15 protein-coding genes are annotated in these 17468 nt (G+C 54.9%); 6 read left to right on the top strand and 9 right to left on the bottom strand.

Annotation, left to right across the window (positions count from 1 at the left end; genetic code table 11):
• The first annotated feature begins 83 nt into the window (after window positions 1-83).
• Complete coding sequence (locus tag G3N93_RS06695) at window positions 84-383, top strand: H-NS family nucleoid-associated regulatory protein (protein WP_206121624.1); 300 nt, start codon at window positions 84-86, stop codon at window positions 381-383.
• Between the two features lie 453 nt (window positions 384-836).
• Here the strand turns inward: G3N93_RS06695 and G3N93_RS42410 are convergent, their stop codons facing one another.
• The 4 genes from G3N93_RS42410 to G3N93_RS06675 form a co-directional block, all read right to left on the bottom strand.
• Window positions 837-1646 carry an integrase core domain-containing protein gene (locus G3N93_RS42410; RefSeq protein WP_206132603.1) on the bottom strand — a complete coding sequence of 270 codons (810 nt, stop codon included), beginning with the start codon at window positions 1644-1646 and terminating at the stop codon, window positions 837-839.
• Between the two features lie 360 nt (window positions 1647-2006).
• Window positions 2007-2222 (bottom strand): hypothetical protein, encoded by a 216-nt coding sequence (locus tag G3N93_RS06685; RefSeq protein WP_206121623.1) that lies wholly within the window; start codon window positions 2220-2222, stop codon window positions 2007-2009.
• A 13-nt stretch (window positions 2223-2235) separates the two neighbouring features.
• Window positions 2236-3717: a S8 family serine peptidase gene (locus G3N93_RS06680; RefSeq protein ID WP_206121622.1), complete on the bottom strand. Its 1482-nt coding sequence runs from the start codon at window positions 3715-3717 to the stop codon at window positions 2236-2238.
• A 25-nt stretch (window positions 3718-3742) separates the two neighbouring features.
• Window positions 3743-4861, bottom strand: a complete 1119-nt coding sequence (locus G3N93_RS06675; protein ID WP_241026436.1) for a S8 family serine peptidase — start codon at window positions 4859-4861, stop codon at window positions 3743-3745.
• On the opposite strand from G3N93_RS06675, the gene G3N93_RS06670 reads away from it, so the two are divergent.
• The 5 genes from G3N93_RS06670 to G3N93_RS06650 all read left to right on the top strand — a co-directional run bounded on the left by G3N93_RS06670 (window position 4751) and on the right by G3N93_RS06650 (window position 10293).
• Window positions 4751-5326, top strand: a complete 576-nt coding sequence (locus tag G3N93_RS06670) for a Mov34/MPN/PAD-1 family protein (RefSeq protein WP_241026435.1) — start codon at window positions 4751-4753, stop codon at window positions 5324-5326. The two genes, G3N93_RS06675 and G3N93_RS06670, sit on opposite strands and share 111 nt — an antisense overlap.
• 8 nt (window positions 5327-5334) lie before the next feature.
• Window positions 5335-6699 carry a hypothetical protein gene (locus G3N93_RS06665; protein WP_206121618.1) on the top strand — a complete coding sequence of 455 codons (1365 nt, stop codon included), beginning with the start codon at window positions 5335-5337 and terminating at the stop codon, window positions 6697-6699.
• Between the two features lie 51 nt (window positions 6700-6750).
• Complete coding sequence (locus G3N93_RS06660; protein WP_206121619.1) at window positions 6751-7464, top strand: hypothetical protein; 714 nt, start codon at window positions 6751-6753, stop codon at window positions 7462-7464.
• A gap of 110 nt (window positions 7465-7574) precedes the next feature.
• Window positions 7575-8738, top strand: coding sequence for an AAA family ATPase (locus G3N93_RS41465; RefSeq protein ID WP_206121620.1), 1164 nt, complete (start codon window positions 7575-7577; stop codon window positions 8736-8738).
• Between the two features lie 19 nt (window positions 8739-8757).
• Window positions 8758-10293, top strand: coding sequence for a S8 family serine peptidase (locus tag G3N93_RS06650; RefSeq protein ID WP_206132600.1), 1536 nt, complete (start codon window positions 8758-8760; stop codon window positions 10291-10293).
• Between the two features lie 448 nt (window positions 10294-10741).
• Here the strand turns inward: G3N93_RS06650 and G3N93_RS06645 are convergent, their stop codons facing one another.
• From G3N93_RS06645 to G3N93_RS06625, 5 genes are all read right to left on the bottom strand, one after another.
• Window positions 10742-11215, bottom strand: coding sequence for a hypothetical protein (locus G3N93_RS06645; RefSeq protein ID WP_206121615.1), 474 nt, complete (start codon window positions 11213-11215; stop codon window positions 10742-10744).
• Between the two features lie 447 nt (window positions 11216-11662).
• Window positions 11663-12298, bottom strand: a complete 636-nt coding sequence (locus tag G3N93_RS06640; protein WP_206121614.1) for a hypothetical protein — start codon at window positions 12296-12298, stop codon at window positions 11663-11665.
• A gap of 3 nt (window positions 12299-12301) precedes the next feature.
• A complete protein-coding gene (locus tag G3N93_RS06635) occupies window positions 12302-13078 on the bottom strand; it encodes a hypothetical protein (protein WP_206121613.1) in 777 nt (258 codons plus the stop codon).
• A 300-nt stretch (window positions 13079-13378) separates the two neighbouring features.
• A complete protein-coding gene (locus tag G3N93_RS06630; RefSeq protein WP_206132599.1) occupies window positions 13379-14392 on the bottom strand; it encodes a hypothetical protein in 1014 nt (337 codons plus the stop codon).
• Window position 14393: 1 nt separating this feature from the next.
• Window positions 14394-16679, bottom strand: a complete 2286-nt coding sequence (locus G3N93_RS06625) for an AAA family ATPase (RefSeq protein WP_206121611.1) — start codon at window positions 16677-16679, stop codon at window positions 14394-14396.
• Between the last annotated feature and the right edge of the window lie 789 nt (window positions 16680-17468).

Genomic DNA, 17468 nt, shown 5'->3' with positions numbered 1-17468 from the left:
AAGGCTGAAAAATAGCGCAGTAGTCATGCCATCTTCGACAACGAACGGGCTATCATATGTGTAGCACAACCAAGGGAGGATTCATGGCAACGTACCAAGAACTGAAAGCTCAGATGGACGCGCTGGCCGAGAAAGCAGAAGCAGCTCGCCTCACGGAACTCCACTCCATCATCGAAGCCATTCGCGCTCAAGTTGCGGAATTCGGGATCACAGAAAAGGACATCTTCGGAGTACGTCGAGGCCGTACTGCACGGACGCCAGCGGCGCCGGTTGCCGCCAAGTATCTCGATCCAAAGACGGGGGCAACTTGGTCTGGCCGCGGTCGTGCGCCGGCATGGATCAAGGACGCGAAGAACCGCAATCGATTCCTCATTCAAGAGTAAGACTCTACACCTTTCATCCTGGCAACCGCGGACCACTTCTGGCCCGCGGCCTATCGAGCCACCGCTAATTGCAGCTGCGCGGAATGATAGCCAAGGCCTCAGCAGAGCTCATGCTATCGGATTCGCCAATTAGAGCAACAACTAACGAATCTAATCGATTGACAACTGCAGCAACCGAGCCTTAATCCACCACCGGTGACTGCGGAAAGCGTCTTTGCGGACGGCTTAACGGAGTCGGTCAGACCTCATTCCGGTAGCACTAGTTACCAGCCCCGTCCTCTGCGGCAGCAGCACGTCCGATGTTGGTCAAGCATTGCTTGCCACAGCGGGTTACTACATAGCCGAAGGTCGGCAAGTGGTCCCATCAGTCTTCGAAACGCATCTCTCAGTTGCACAAGATCATTTGAAGAAGCAGTCTCCCCCATCAGTGCAAGATCGAGAGCCAAAGTGACCTTACCCCGCCGAATACACCATTCGTAAGTTAGTGGGCTCGCCGTTTTTAGGTTGATGCAGTTGCCGGAATTGGTCCGGCGCCAGTTGCCCCAAGGCACTATGCGGGCGCACCGAGTTGTAGTCCGTGCGCCACGCTTCGATTCTCGTGCGTGCATCGTCGAGACTGACGAACGCATGCTGGTTCAAACACTCTTCGCGCAACCGTCCGTTGAAGCTCTCGATGTGCGCGTTTTCCACCGGCTTACCTGGACGGATGAACTGCAGCTTGACGCCATGTTCGTGCGCCCATGCATCGAGCGCCTTGCTGACGAACTCTGGCCCGTTGTCGACCTGAATCAGATTAGGCTGCCGTCCCCGCTGACGTAGCTGCTCCAGCACGCGCGCGACCCGAACGCCCGTCAGCGAGAAGTCGACCTCGATGTGCGGGCACTCGCGATTCCACGCGTCGATGATGGTCAACATGCGAATACGTCGGCCATGCACCAGCGCGTCAGCGACAAAGTCCATCGCCCAGCTTTCGTCTGCGCCGTTAACTGACCATGCGCCCCCTCGCCCTGCTCGCTCAACACATGCGTTCAGTGCAACCTGCGCCTGACGGTACGGCGTCACGTCCTTGTCGTCGCACAATTGAAACGCCAATTCCAGTACATTCGACAGCGTCGCGATTCCGTCAACATTACCGTGGCCGTCCCGCAATGAAGCAAGCGCACAATGATTCTTCAGTGACAGTCGACGCACATGCACAGGAGGCAGCGGCAAGAGTTGCGCCTTGCTCAATGTTCGGCATGCCCTCCTAGATGCTTTACGCATGAGCGAGGCTCCTACAGGTCGACTGGTTCGGCAGCCCGTCTGTTAGCCATAGCAGCGGCTCAGCGAAGCACGCAGCGACGTGGTCTATGTCGATGCATCGCCCGCAGTTGTCACGGTGCCGGAACTCATGTCGCAGAATCTCCCGCGCTTGACCAATCACAATCTCAAAAAAATCCGCATCGCACACGCGCGCTAGCCCACCTGCCACAGAACGCTGGTACTTCATATGTCTAATCCACGTAGACTGATCTACACTGTTCGTCCAGTTTGTGCACCCCTCGCAATTCGTCAACGGACGGAGTATGCCAAACTCGACGCACAGCTACAGTTGTGACTTGTTCCGCCTTCGATACGAGAACCCTAGTTCAATCTGTACTTTCTTTGCTCGCTGGCAACCCAATCTTTCATCTTGCCCACGTCCACAAGGAAGTCTCCGGCGGAACCATCCAGCTCGAGCACCAAAGTCTTGGACGGTCGGACGTCCAAAACCGTCACTCCAGCATGATTACGAATGATCCGAAGGTCGTCCTGCGGGATGTCACCGGATCCCTTGAAAAACAGCAAATATCGACTCATGACGGACCTCCAATCAGTGAGGCAACCCATTCCCTACGTCAAATTTATCGAATCCGAGCGAATTACACGTCCTGTACAGCAACGCCTTCAGGTCCGCGAGGCGCTGAGGGCAGCGAACTCGTCCTGACAACTCAGGTGCGGCCTCCAACAACCAAGCCGCGAAACCTGAGACCACTGGACACGCCATTGACGTCCCATCTTTTGCAGCATAGCCGCCAACACCGACGGTCGATATGACAGCGACGCCAGGCGCGGCCAGTTCGACCTTTCCATGGTTCGAGAACGCGGGCACAAAATCGTTCGAGTCAGTTCCCTCAACTCGCTTAGGCCAACCCGCGTGCACTGAACCAGGCGGGAATGTACCAGATCGACCAACGGCCGCGACCGAAACAACTTCCGGATAGCTTGCGGGAAATACGGAAGCACTGTGCCCATCGTTGCCCGAGGCCGCGACAACTAACACTCCGTTCCTTTCAGCATATTTAATAGCCTCTTCAAGCACCTCGTCGACTTTTTCCTGCCCGAGACTCAAATTGATGACATCTGCGCCACGATCCACTGCATTGCGGACAGCCTCAAATATGTACAAAGTGTCAGCCTCTACCGCGTCACGCTCGAACACGCGAAAGCTCATCAACTCTGCATTGGGTGCAAGCCCTCTCATACGCCCGCAACCTCCGATGATTCCGGCAACATGCGTACCGTGCCCAGTGCCGTTGTCACCCAGGTCGTCCGCGTCGTCGGCCTGCGTATGAGAAATGCGGTCAATGACATTGCCAAGATCCGGATGGTCGTCCACGCCCGTGTCAATCACTGCAACCTTGACCCGGCGGCCCAATTGCGTCGCGCCCTGGCGCGAATGACTCTCCGGATAATGAAACTTGAAGCAATCGACATACGTCGGTTCAAGCGCGTCAAGCGTGAAGACAACAGGCCCATGTGTCGCCATGACCCCCGATTTGGATTGCCCCCAGAAATCAGCAAACGGCGTGATTTTCACAAAATTGGCAAGCCCAATTCCTGTGGGGATCGTTGCATGTCCGGTTGCATCCGTCTTGCCCTGCAAGAGATTATTCGTACCCCACTCACAAACAAGGACCGCGGCGTTCGCAACAGGTTCACCATGAGGTCCCTGCACTCGAATGCGAAATGGGCTGTTCGTCGCCGGCGGTACGACTCCAAAGGAATACGGTCCTGCCGACATCAGCACGCGGTCGATTTCGATCGCTGCAAGACGATAAGTTCGAACTGGATGTAGCTTGATCGCTCCGTTGGCGGCCTCGAACGTGCGCGCCTGGTCGTCGGTCAACTCGAGCATCGCAACGTCATCCACCGCGGACGACGTAACAGGAATCTTTGCACCGGCCGAAAATGCTCTACGAAGGAGGGCCGTGACACCTCCACCCTGAAAACTAGAACGTTGAAACGGACCGACAAACGCCGAACCTTCAACAGTCTCGGCCATGATGATGTACTTGTGGGTGTTAGACGCCATTTCTATCTATCCGATAAATCAAATCCTACGTCCGCGGACGCACACGAAGCGCAGTTCGGATGTCATTCAGCACGGTCGCTGAATTCACAACCAACTCCTGCTTAAGATCCTCGTAGACATTAGCTTTGCCGTCAGGATCAGTGATCGTCAGTACTGCCGCGAACGGAACACCGTCTTTGGGAAACTCGACTTGATTCCGAGCGACATAATTGACTGTCATGCGCCATTCGGCAGACCGCCCAATACCACGGAAACTTCCCTCCAACACCTTGACCGGACTCCATTTGAGTCCATCCAACAGCAGGGCAGATTCACGAGAAGTTCGTTTCAATCCACGCGAATGAACCGGCTTGATTCGCCCGATCCAGCCCACCTTGGTCGCATCTTCAGACTCTTCATCTTCCTCCTCGTCGTCCTCGCTGAAGTCACGAGGTTGCGTTTCGTCTTCTCGTTGACGCAGCGAGGGTTCAAGACTGATACGTGCCGCCTCAGCACCATAATCAAAGTCGAGTGGCGGCGAGTAGACCAACGTGAGGCGCGCAATCCCTCTGCAGCGCCCTTCGGCATCGACGAGTTCGCGCGGCCATCTGAAATCGATAACGCAGTTATCGTCCTTCTTTAGACTGTCACATACAACGACACCGAATGTGTGTCGATTCAATATCAGCGTCTCAGAAGTCGGACGCGGATAGCCAAAGCCAACCAGCCCTCGCCCCACACGTCGAGCCTTCAAATTACGTAGCGGCGCTGGAAAATATGTATTGTGAAGAAAAAGTGCTTGCACGATCTCGCGGCGAGCCTCCAGCCCCAACTCCAAATCAAGCTGTGCCAACGTTTTTGCCGCCAGAGGAACTGCCATGCTGGTGCCCTTCACTGCGGCCACCATTCCATCCTCAGTTACGCTCGCCAGCCCCGTCAGGTCACGCCCATCCGCTCCTCCGATGTGGCAGATATCGGGCTTCACTGATCCCCGCACTCCTGGACCACGCCGACTATATCGAGCGGGAGCATCAGGAATGCAGTTGGGCACGCCATGCCCGTTAGTGGCCCCAACAGACACGTTAATCAGAGAATCTGCAGGCCCCAAAAGCGTATCAGACCTACTTTCAATAAGTTGAATCGCCGCCTTTGGTCGCCGCAGCATAGGTTGGTATGCGACGTTCGGCTGTGGCATCGATTGGTGCGTGCACTTAGGCAACGCAGCGATGGACGAAGGGAGAGTGGCGCGTTCCTGCTTGGCGATATCGACGGCGAGGTGCGCACGATAACGAGCTTCGTGATGTATGACGATATCGATCCGCATGCACTCGATAGTGGGTACGTCCATATCGATGGTTGCCATATGGGACGTCTCTGGGCGCTCTGTCGTGAGCAAGGTGTGTCAGTGGTTGCAGATATCCATACGCATCCAGGTGGATACGGTCAGAGCGAGACGGACCGGCAGAACCCGATGGTCGCGGTAAGGGGGCATATCGGAATCATCGTGCCGGAGTTTGCGGTGCGAACCGTGTCCAGACAGAACCTGGGTATCTATGTGTACCAAGGTGCGCACAAATGGGATGAGGTCGGCGAGCGCCGAAATCGGAAATTCATGTACATCGGCTTATGAGGGAAATCGTGACCAGCCAATTCCATGCAGAGTCGTTACACCGTACGGTCAAGCGACTGGTTGATAGCGGGCGAGCGAAGTCTTTCGACGAAGCGCAGGCCATCGCCGACGGATTTCGCCTCCACCTTGACCTATCAGCGTCATTCTGCCTGCACGAGCAAATCGCAGCGATTGCACTTGTGGAGTTGGGCCGACGTGCGTTCCTCGGTGGCGTATCCGTATCGGGAGTCCTTGATGTGGCGCTTCACCACACGCTTGGCGACGAGAAATTGCTGCGCGACGCGCTAAAGCGTGCAGGTGCGCGTGAGGTGGAACCGGCAGAGGGTGTTCCGATCATCAAGGTTGGAGCCGCCGGTGATCCACGTTCGCCGTTTCACATTCGCCTTCTCATGGCGGGCTGGCGCGCAGGCGTGACCCCGGTGGATGAGCGGCTCGAGATGGTCACGGCGACCGATGGATACGTCATGCCACTCGCTGCAGTCGCGGCTGCAGCACTTGCGGTGAGCGAAGCGTTTCGCTATGTCAGCGACGGAAGTGGCACTGGATTGGAGACCACCGGTTTGTCACTGTGGGCGCCAGGAGAATTGAAGTGGGTGGTAGCACACGCCGACGGTCCTAGGCTGCAAGTGCTTCCATCGTCAGCGTGGTTGCTCGGATTGGGGCACCTTGGCCAAGCATTTGCATGGTGCTTGAGTCTACTGCCTTACCCGCGCGAGCAGGATATGCGGCCGCATCTGATTCTGCAGGATACGGATGTCGTCGGTGCTTCGACGGAAAGTACCTCGGTGCTCACAAATGCCCGTGACAAGAACAGCAAGAAGACGCGGGTCGTGGCTGCGTGGATGGAGCGTAAGGGTTTCTCAACGAATATTGTTGAGCGCGGCTTCGATTCTGATACGCGGCGTGGTCTTGGGGAGCCTTCGCTTGTATTCTGCGGCGTCGACAATCCGGAGGCCCGACGCGCGCTCGATGCCGCAGGCTTTAGCTTCATTGTCGAGGCCGGACTGGGAGGTCGATACGACGATTTCCAATGCCTCCGTGTGCACACGTTCCCTGCATCTCGCACTACACCGGAGACGTGGGTGCCGCACCCGATTTCAGAGCCGGTCCTTAGCGAAGCCTACGTCCATTTGGTGAAGCAAGGGCAGGTTAGCCAATGCGGCATTGTTCAATTGGCGGAGAAAGCGGTTGGAGCAGCTTTTGTCGGCGCTTTTACGGCAGCGCTCGCGGTTTCGGAGGCTCTGCGTGTGTTACATGGTCAATCACCGAGCGAAGTGGCAGACATCGATATGTTCGCGCTTGGTTGCCGCAACGTAGTCCAAAATCGCCGGGATTTCAGTTCCATCAATCCTGGTTTCGTTGCAGTCGAGTAGTTCGGTCAGGCGGGACGCCTGCAAATAAACTATGAAGAAGGAAACGTATCAATGAGCCACTACGAGAACACTTCGGTCAAGGTCAAAGGCGTTGGCAACCACGTGGGAGACACGGTCAAGGTTACGAACAACAACGTGACCAACAACATGTATCGCGATCCGCCAAATAATGGTGGGGGCACGCAGAATTGGTTGCTACCCATCATGTTTCTTGCGCTATTGGTCGTATGGTTTTTCTTTCGCCACTTCGAGCAAATTGAATCGCTCCTCAAGAATGCGATTGTTGTAGTGATAATCCCGAGCGCATTGGCGTCTCTCGTCGCATTTGGGCGGGATCGTGACATTGGCCCCACCACCTTGGCTCTCCTTCCAGCCACTGCTGCTGCACTAACAGCGTACTTGCTGCTCGGGATCATTCGAGACAACGTACCACCACAGATTCTCGCGTTCGCTGCGACGGCAACGGCTGGAAAGTTCTGGGGAACCTTGATCCGTGAGGATCTCCAAGTCACATTGCAGAACGGTGGTGCGATTGCGTTGTGCGTATCGGCGATTGCCATCAACGGGCTTGCAGGGCTTCGCGCGTTCGCCGCTACCAATAGCACCTGGTGCGGATGGTTGTGGGCGTTGACGTGGCGCTACTCTCCCGTGCGTCATATCTGGAGTCAGCTTATGTTGCTGGGTGGTGCCCTCCTTCTAACGACTGGACGCGCATACGAGCTCTTCGTCTGGCTTCAGGAGGCCATTCGTGCAGCGCTGACTTGAGAGTGCGTCGACACCGTTTTCGTAGGGGTAACAGGCTGACCATGATGAGGCTGCTTGACGAAATGAGCGTCATGTAGTCTCATCTGCACATTTTGGTCGGTTTCATGCACGTGAAGTCATCAAAATCGCACATCTCAGGCGTGGTTCAAGAGCTATGTGGCGCTGCGATGAGCGCGCCGGGCGGGCCCGAGCTCGTGCGGCGCCTTGCGGACGAACTCTTGAAGGCGGGAGAAGTGAAAGACGCAGAGACAATCCGCAAGCTTGTCTCGTCTCCCGAAAATGGGGAGCCAGTCGCACCGATGCAAAGCGGAGCGTCGTCGCTTCTCACTGGCGAGCCGCTGACGCGGAGCTCGCGAGTTCCAGTCGATCGAGAAACGGCTGCGCCAGTAGCCACGGTTCTTGTGGCCAAGTCAATGCCAGAAGTCGGTCCTATCTTGCCGGACGCATTGTCGACGGCAGTGAATACTTGGGTCACGGAGTGGAGTCGCGCAACCGAACTTAAGGCGGTCGGCATTGAACCGGCGCGGAGTTGCGTGTTGTTCGGTGATCCTGGAACAGGAAAGACCGAACTGGCGCTCTGGCTCGCCCGTCAAATGAAGCTTCCTGTAATCCTTGCGCGATTGGACGGCTTGATGTCGTCGTTTCTTGGTACGACCTCACGCAACATTGGTAACTTGTTCGCATTTGCGAACCGTCATCGTGCCTTGTTGGTTTTGGATGAATTTGATGCAATCGCGAAGCTACGGGATGACCCTAATGAAGTCGGTGAAATAAAGCGCGTTGTTAACACTTTGCTTCAAAATCTGGATGAGCGAGCACATCACGGGCTCACTATCGGCATCACCAATCATCCTCAATTGCTCGATCCCGCTATCTGGCGCCGGTTCGAGCTTCAGATTGAGATGCCCAAACCGGATCAACTCGGGCGAACGCAAATAATCGAGCGGTACGCGAAGCCTATCGACTTCGGACGTGCTCAGTCAAAGTTGCTCGCGTGTATATTGGACGGGGCGTCCGGCGCTGAGATTCAAGACGTTGTTAAGTCAATAAAAAAGAGTTGGATTCTAGATGGGCCGAATGTATCCTTCGCAGAGCGTCTGCAGACGGTGATTTGTACACATGCGGCGAGAGTGCCCAAGCAAGCGATTGAAATCGTTAACAATCCGCTGAAGGAATTCGCTCGAGCGGTACTTGAACGATATTCATTCACCACTGTAGAGCTTGGTGAAATATTTGGTGTCAACAGAACAACGATAAGTCGCTGGGTGACTTGACCCGGCAACGGGGAAAATAATGGCCGCGGACTATCCGCTGTTGTATGTGTCGAACCCGTCTGCCTTGCAGCGGGATCGCAAAACGGTTCCGGGCGGGAAAAAGACCGATTTCTATGCCGACCGTGATGACGCATTCGCGGCTCATCGTACGTATGTTACAAACAGCATTCGAACGATCCAGGCGCAGCTTGGTGAGAGTAGCGTACGCTTTGGTCCGACCGGATTTGTCAAAGTTAGCCTTCAGGAGAAGGCCTGGGCGAAGTCTCATCGTCCCGTCCGAAGGCTGTTCACCCAAGATACCGCTCCGGTTGTTGGTGGGGCCGACATCGGGGAACTTATTGTTCGTGCCGATGATGTTGGGTTGAGTCGTGTTCTCGAGAGGATTGAGGCGGCCGATGCGAAGACGAAGCGCAGGCTCGACAAACACGGCGACCTAGTTTTAGATCCGAATCGGGAGCGGTCGGAACTGGGGGCGCTGGAAAATCTCCACTTGTGGTCGGTCGCGGACCGACGCATCCCGGATACGGAGAGCGCCATTCGTCTGCTTAATGAGCAGAAATTGGCTCCGATGTATTCGGTTCGCTTCTTCGAACCGATTTCCAGTGCGTTGGCGAAGCTTCGTTCGGCTTCCGACACGCTACGGTCTGCAGATCTACCAGCTGACACGTTTGTCCGATCTCTGGTCGAACTCAGTCGTTCCTTGGGGATCTATGTTGTACTTCAGAGCGGGCTCGAATCAGTTTCGTCGGCATACATTGGTCTGACGGACTCTCCAGGTTTTGCCGTGCTCGATGGCATTTCCTCTCTGTCAAAAGTGGGAGAGCAACTCAGGGTCGATGGAGATTATTCGTTTGACGCACATCGGACGTTGTTGGCGCTGCTTGGTGACCACCCCGACATCCGGACCGTTGCGATTCCCAATCTGTTGGCCACGGATCAGAATTCCACCCTTATCGAGGCCGCGGCACCGCAGAGAATCCAGCGCACCTCAACTGTCGTCTCTTTACTACCCGCAGACATTCCCGAGCCAAAGGAGAATGTTGCTTATCCAACGGTGGCTGTTGTCGACGGAGGTATCGCGGATACGTTGAGTAGTTGGGTTAAGGGTATTTATGGCGGTATTCCGGAAAATCATCGCGATCTCGAGCACGGAACGTATATCGCCGGATTGCTGGTTGGAGCTCAGACATTTAATCCGGAGTATAGTGCGCGCCTTGAGGATGACGGTTGTTGGTTGATTGATATTGCGTTGCAGACGAAAGATGCATTCGCAGGGGAATATTACGAGAATGGCTCCGCAAAATTCATGGACGCTCTCGATCAACTCATTGGCGAGTGTCGGCGGAATCACTCTGTGCGTGTCTTTAACTTCAGCTTGAATAACAATACTGAGGTTTCGAAAAGTGATTTTAGTGAAGAGGCAATCAAGCTGGATGAGATTGCCCGCCGGCATGACGTATTCTTTGTTATTTCTGCAGGCAATGCGGTAGGCAACGACGCACGCCCAGAGTGGCACAAAAATACGATGGAGGCGGCGAATAATCTTCCGAATTGAGAAGGACATAGACTTCCTCGAGATACTGAACGATGGATCCGTTGGTCCGCCAAAGCCTGGCTGGCATTTGGGAAACCCAGTTGGGATGCGTCATGATCGTCACCCGATCGCAGGCGAGATAAAGCGCCGTGCCTTGCTGCCAGTCAGGTCGGAATACGTCGCTGACTCGCCCGCCCTTACCACGCGGCCATCGGTGAAACGGTAGCGGGCAGTTGGCCTCCGGGTCCCAGAGTTGAGCGGTCGGCGGCTGTGCCGGAAAGCCACTGAGGTCAAAGCGCAAGCAGAAGGTACCGACGGACGCCTTTACGTCGATTAATGCTTTCGGCCATACGATTTCTCGCAAATGCCACTTCCCGTCCACCTCACCGAGACAGAACGGTACGGCCGCGACATCCGCACCAAAGGCGCGAGCATCGGGTGTCAAACTCGGTCGAGCGGCGTTCATGTCTTACCCCTGGAAACGCTCGTTCGGCACGAGGTCGAACGAAACACAGTGGCCACCGTGCTGCGTGAGCGCACCCAAGTGGGTCGAACCAATCGGACGCTCGGTCGTCCCGCTCAATTGCAGTACGTGCTCCGCGGCGTGCACGGGATCGACGCCGAACTCGCTGTCAGCCCATTTCTTCAGGCGGCTGACGGTCATCGCGGGCGACGCCAGGCGCTCGATCACCCGGCCATTGAAATGCACCACCACCTTGACTTCACAGTGTGGATGGAAGTGCAGCTTCGGATGACGCTTCTCGCGCAGAATCACGATCAGTCGCTCCTCCGTCAATATGAGGTCTCCGTCTTCTTCGAATGCCTTCAGTTGCTCAACCATGCTCCCTGACACAGTGCTGACCAGTTCAGCCAGCGTGATGCCCTCGATCACATCCAGACTCCGAACTTCGCGACAGCTTTGCATTTGGTAGAAAATAGTCATGATTCGCAATCCTCATCGTTTACCTTACCAGCCGAACACTGGTGATGGCTTTCACAAAGGAAATCGCATCGAGCCACAAAAACCGGAAAGTCTCGAGCGGCTTTCTTTGCGAGTGTCACTCGCGAAACCGGCAATCCGCACCCATTTCCCGACAGCTGGCCAACAGCGCCACCCAGGCCATACCGAACGGCAGCAGATCAGGTCAGGCGGGCACGGCGACTCGGCGCACAGCGGGCACGTAGAACTCTCTACGGTGGCGTCAGAGGGAAGTGAGAGCGAGAATCGGAGTAAGTCTTGCGTGACGGCATCTGGTCGGCCATGAATCGCGCGGAACTGTACGTTTCATGGCCGACTGAGGTCCAACAGAAGGTACGATGCCTCGTTGCTAGGCTGACGGGGCGATCGGTTAGAACAGGAATACTCTCAAAAGAGATAGATAATCGACGATCACTGCTCGCGAGCGAAGCGCTTCATGAGCACCAAAATATCAGCCGAAGACAGTCCAGCATGCCGCAAAGCCTCATCGAACGACTCCTGCTTGTTAGACGTCGCCCCGCTGGATGTGCACGAAGAAGTGGCCAGTCTTGCCACCTCTGGTCTCGCCATCAGATGAGAAACGGTGACCTCCCGCGCAACTTGAAGGTTGCGGGTTAGCGCATCGATAAGGCCATTCGGAATCGTCGGGAAACTGATCTTTCTGTCTCGAAGCTTGGTCACCACCTGCTTTGGCAAACCCAACGCTTCAACCAAACGGCCGAAATCCGTGCGCGACAAGGGCGCGATGGGGTTTTCCACTTTTTTCGGCGCCCGCCCGACCTGCGCTCTTTCTTGCTCGAAGCGAAGGTTGTGGAAGCGGCTAACGGCACGGCTAGCGACCGCCCTGGTGGCATCTGATTCGGCGGGTTCCTCAGAAAACGTGTCATTGACCAACGACGCTGCGAAATCGATGAGATCGTCCTTGTACTGAGGGAACGCTTGGATATAGTGGCTCAGTTGATCAGCGGTCGGCAGTTCCCGCTCCGCTGCAAATTGCAACAGCACCTCCTCAATTTGCAGCTCGGCTTGAGGATTGTTGATGGTCATCATTCACTCCTTAAAGTTGACGAGCTTCTCTGCGACTCGTTTCTGACGGTTCCTCACCGTCTTGGGTTGGACGTCAAGCGTAGCGGAAATGGTCAGCTCCCTCGGGTCGTTCGATTCACTCTGAACCCCAAGAACCGTCATGATGGCCAGCGTTCGTTGCGCCTCAGGAAGATTCGCAATTTCAGCAAGCACCTGAGCGGTGAACACGCCCCGCTCTGGCTCGGTCAACCCCAGTGGCAAAGACAAGTCAGCTCTGACTCGCTCCGCCAGATCCCGATTTGGTGCGTCATCATCGTCCGTGTCCCCCGAAATCGGCACGGACCGTGAATACCTGACATGAGCGCGGCGCGCCTCGCTCGCGGCGAGCGAGGTTACCGCGTTGTCGAATAGCACCTCAAAGAAGTCAAGCTGCTCGCAAAGTCCATCCCCTGCCGCGGCGACCAACAAGTCAACGAATCTGTCCACGACGTTCTGGGTCGCCTCGTCCGAATCGATACCGCGTACGAAGAGCTTGTGCTTGGCAAGCTTGCTGCAGTGACTCGTGAGCCGGGGGATCAATCCGTTCACCACCTTCGCATTGCCTGTTCGACACGCCTCGCGATACAGCGCGACCAGAGCCTCTGAACTACAGTAACCTTTTGCTCCTTTCGTAGCGATTGCAGCTCGCTCAAGCAACATCTCATCCGTTAGCCGGAGGAGTTCCTCAACCTCGACCTGAACCTGTGGCAAACGGGTCATCGTCACGCCGGCAAGCGTCCTTTTCGTCAACTGTCGGGCCATAGGGCCTCCCTTTCAGCGCTTCATATCCTCAAATAGCAACGACTTCGAAAAACCGGAAAGGCAAAGCGAAAAAATTTTCAATTATGCATTTTTATATATGTTTCGACCCTATTAAATACTCCATTGAACTCAACTGAGGCTAGCCGGGGGACCAGCCTATTGCTTAGATCGATGCACTCGACCAACTGAAATCGTGATCGCCACAGCTACGTACATGCACGCGAGGCATCTCGCCTAACTGACATCGAATTCGCGTCCGGACTTCCCCCCTTCTCCCCGCATCGCCTCCAGCGCGCCCCTTCATTCAAGCTCCTTTCTGAACTCGGCAATCCATTCACTCACCATGACTGAATATGGTGCTGAATCATGTGCCATTTCCTTGATTTCCCCGAGAATGCGGTCACTCAAATCGCACAACCGCCGCGAGATTGTCCGCCGTTTCATCAAAGGTATTTCATCGTCCCCGTCAACCGCATCCGCTACGGTCAACAGTTCAAGGACGACACCTCGGAGAAAATTGAGGTGCCGCAGGATTCGGGTGCGCTCATGGACCAGTCCTAGCCGGTTCAAGCCGTACACATGAATCGATATCGCACCGCGCTCACTCAGACTAAGTGCGTCCGCGTCGCTCCCGTGTTCGTTGATATCTTTAGCCTCATCAGTTTTCGCGAGATGGAATCGGGTTCGCGCGACATTGCCGTCACCTTTCGGGTAGACCAGTGCGATAGATGTCACTCCATTCACATTGAAGGCAATGTGATCAGAGGGATTATCTCTACATGGATCCAGCAGCAAAGCGCTTTCCTTATCGAACTTCGTTTGTTCGGCCTGCGCGCGGGTTCCCGATATCGGAAAGCTGTCAGCCTTCCCCGTTTTCAGTATTTTAGACTTATTGAATTCACGCGATTTTTCGTCATATTTCAGCAGTTTGCTGAAGCCGGAAGGGGTACGTTGTCCTCTTCGTCTATTGCAGTCGATGCATGAAGGCAGCAAATTCTCCCAGTCGCTGGCAAGCCACCAGTACCCCGGATGTTTCTCGTCTTCTGCGACTGCGCCCTTCGGTCGAAAATGCTCGACGTCCACGGGTGCGGTCGAGGCATAGGCACTCTCACAGTAGGCGCATTTCCCGTGAAACAGCTTTTCTAGGGCCAGCTTCACGTCGGGCAACTTGTACACCGAGAACACGCCGGTCCCTTTTTTGGGATCAGTACTCTTCACATGATCACGCGCGCGATCCAGCTCTGTCTTTCGTTTCCGGTCCTTTCTCTTCAGCCCCGCGGGAGCCGCTACCGCACTTCGATCAACTTTCCTCACGTTAGACTCCCCGCAGGATGTCGAGGATCCGGTCCTTGGCCGCCTTTCGGAGATTTGCTGCTTGCTCAGCCGATTTATTGCGCCGCTCTTTCAGAAACTCTGCAACTGCTTCTTGAACGAGACGTTGAGCCTCCGACGATCCCACGGGCAGGGACTCTGCGATCTCGCCCTCAAAGTTCTTCACAACTTCGGCCTCTTGTTCGCTCAGCTCCCCATTTCGCCTTTTTGCTAACAGATCAGCAACGCGGGCCATCTGCTGCTCGACCTCGGGTCGGTCGGTGCTCAAAAGTCCGAAGAAATCAGCCGTCAACAGCTGCTCAACTGTCAGTTGACTGACTTTCGGGAGATCATCATTAAGCTCAACTTTGACCATGATGCCGGGGTTCAGACGGTCTTGAACAGCACGCCGCATGACGACCACCTCATCGTCTTCCATCCCTCTCAGGCAAAGTGGATCGTGGCTTGTGACGATGAAAGTCATCCGAGGTAGCGCACTCCGAAGTCCCCTCATGATCTGCATTTTCCATCGCGGGTGAAGATGCGCCTCCACCTCATCGATCAGTACAATCCCTGTTGCGACATCCAGACCCCTGGATTTTTTTTGGGGCATTCGGTCCATGAGCCCGCGAAAAATGTCACATGTCATCGCAAGCACCGACCTGAACCCCGATGACACGGTACCCAGAGGCGTACGAAGTCTTTTGGATCCGCCTCCGGTTTCGATACGTGATACCACGTAACATCGTCTTGCCGAATGATCCCGCTCGACAATCTCAAAATTCCCTTCGACGCTGATGATCTCGCGCAGTGCACGTATGACCATATCGAAATCATCCGAATCCAGCCCCAGTAGCCACTCCTCAGGATTTGGAAGAATGGCTTCCTGATTAAACAAAGTAGCGACCGGAGACAGCGCAGTGTTGCTTTGGCGATTCTCAACAAATTGCCGGAACGCTCCATAGGCAAAGATCAGAGGAACGGGCGATTGCGCTGAGGCCGCGAACGATTCACCAATGGCGACGGTTCGCTTCCCGTTCTCAAATTCGAAGTGCAGTCGTGCAGTACGATGCCGCGACGATCGCTTACCACCGAGATAGGCTGGATTGAGCCTGAACCGGTCCAGATCGCCATCCATGCCTTTGCCCAGTGCTTCGGGGCTTAGTCCCAGAGCAATTGCTTCCAGGACCGTACTCTTCCCCACTGCGTTCTCACCCAGAATCAGTAAGGCGGGGGTAAGCTCACGATCACGCCTCTGATCGGTCGGCAGTCTGACCTCCAGTGCCTCGACGGACTTGAAATTTTTCAGCTTAATCGAAATAAGTCTGCCCGGATCACGAATATCTTTCGTGCCGGCGGACTGAGGGTGAGGTTCGCTGGTGTGATGCCACTCAATCAGTTTTCGGAGAACTTGTTTGCGAAACGACGCCCCCCGTGGGTGATCCCTATAGAACTCCCAGAAATTGCGATCCAGCGCCCTCTCATTTTGCAATGTACGACCAACAATTGCTTCGACAGCGTCGCAAAGCAGCCCGTGCCACAGACCACCAAACTCAAGGTCCTGAAACGCGAATACGTAAGGCATTCTGGAAATACTTTCCACTTGAGGACCCAACTTCAATAGGCGAGACACGTATCCGTAAATGATTCGGCGTCGACGCCTAACGAGGTTGCTTCGATTCAGATCGAATTTCTCAATCGTGTTGCCAGCGGCTAAGCTCTTTTTCGAGAACAGCTCTCCGTTCTCATGGAGTCCGATTGCGAGTCGGGGCCTTCGTTTTCCACACGGATCCAGCAGTGCAGGCCGCTCTTTAATTGGATATTCTGGCCAAAGTCCCGTATCCTCCTTAACATAGCGACGAAGGGTCATCAAGGACGGCAATTCCACCCGTTTTCCGTAGACCGGAAAGAAGTCATGCCGATCACTTTTATTGCATCCGCTGCAGATTGGATAGAGATTTTGCCAGGCTAGTGCCAACCAGCCATAGTAAAGATGCTGGATGCTAGCGTCGCCCATTGGTGACACGTCCGAAGACGGGCGAAACGGGACAACTTGCGGAGCACCTGAAAGTTTTGATTCACAGAAAGCACATTTTCCATGAAAAAGGTCAAATAGCGCTGCTTGCAACGACGTGTCATCGAGAAAATTCGCAAAACGCGGCGTCCGCGTTTGTGCTCGTACTTTCTCGTCCATTTCGAACAGATAAAGAAGTTCTTCTCTAGCTTTCCTCGCATAAGAACTCTGCAAGACAGCAGGAACTTCGACTGTGGATCTATCAAATAATTGCATTATTCGGTTTGTTGTAAGCTTAAATCACTAAGTACACGGCTTGCCAGCCCAGCTGCGAGATCAGCTCATTACGGTCGAAACCTGAAAGATCAGGTACGTAATCGCTCAGGAAAATTCCCAATTTGGCGACGTCCGCCCCCTCAATAAAAATTGGGGGACTTTCCACGAAATTGCAGAATGTTCGAAACATGGATGAAAATTTACGCCCCCTCTCCCCAGGTTATTAAATCCTGCGCCTCACCGAAAGTATAACGACGGATCTATGTCATTTCTACCGATCGCGGAACAAAAATCGAACAGTTACCGGATGAGGTGTTCACGGACAGAGAAACCCTCGCTACACAAGCCCTCCAGGTTGGTCAGCATCGACCTCGCGTACGAGCAAAAAGGAGGTCACGAAACGTGTTGGGTATATTGTGACTGGGAAACCAGGAGCACCCTGGGCAGCCAATCCAATATCAACTTACTTGAAAAATGAACACGGCCAAACGCAAGAACAAAGCATCCTGGATCTGGGGTGCCTTCGTGAGTATCGCAGTAGCCGCCGGGGCGGCTATCTCTCACTCAAAAGACGCGCTCGAGGCATGGGACAGCCTTGTCTATCATCGAGCGCACGTCATGGCCAGCATCATCAAAATCGACATGCAGGATCGAAGATTTGACTGGAGTTGCCCCTGTAATACCGGACACAGCGTCACACTAAGGTTGCTGAATCCATCGAGCGCCGGAACTCGCGAGGCGAGCGGTATTTCAGCGCGCTATGGGGATGCTTCTCGTTGTAATGCTCGA

The sequence above is a fragment of the Burkholderia sp. Se-20378 genome (assembly GCF_017104665.1).
GTDB lineage: Bacteria > Pseudomonadota > Gammaproteobacteria > Burkholderiales > Burkholderiaceae > Burkholderia > Burkholderia lata.
Note: the sequence above shows the minus strand (reverse complement) of the source record. Positions and strands in the feature narration are given on the sequence as shown.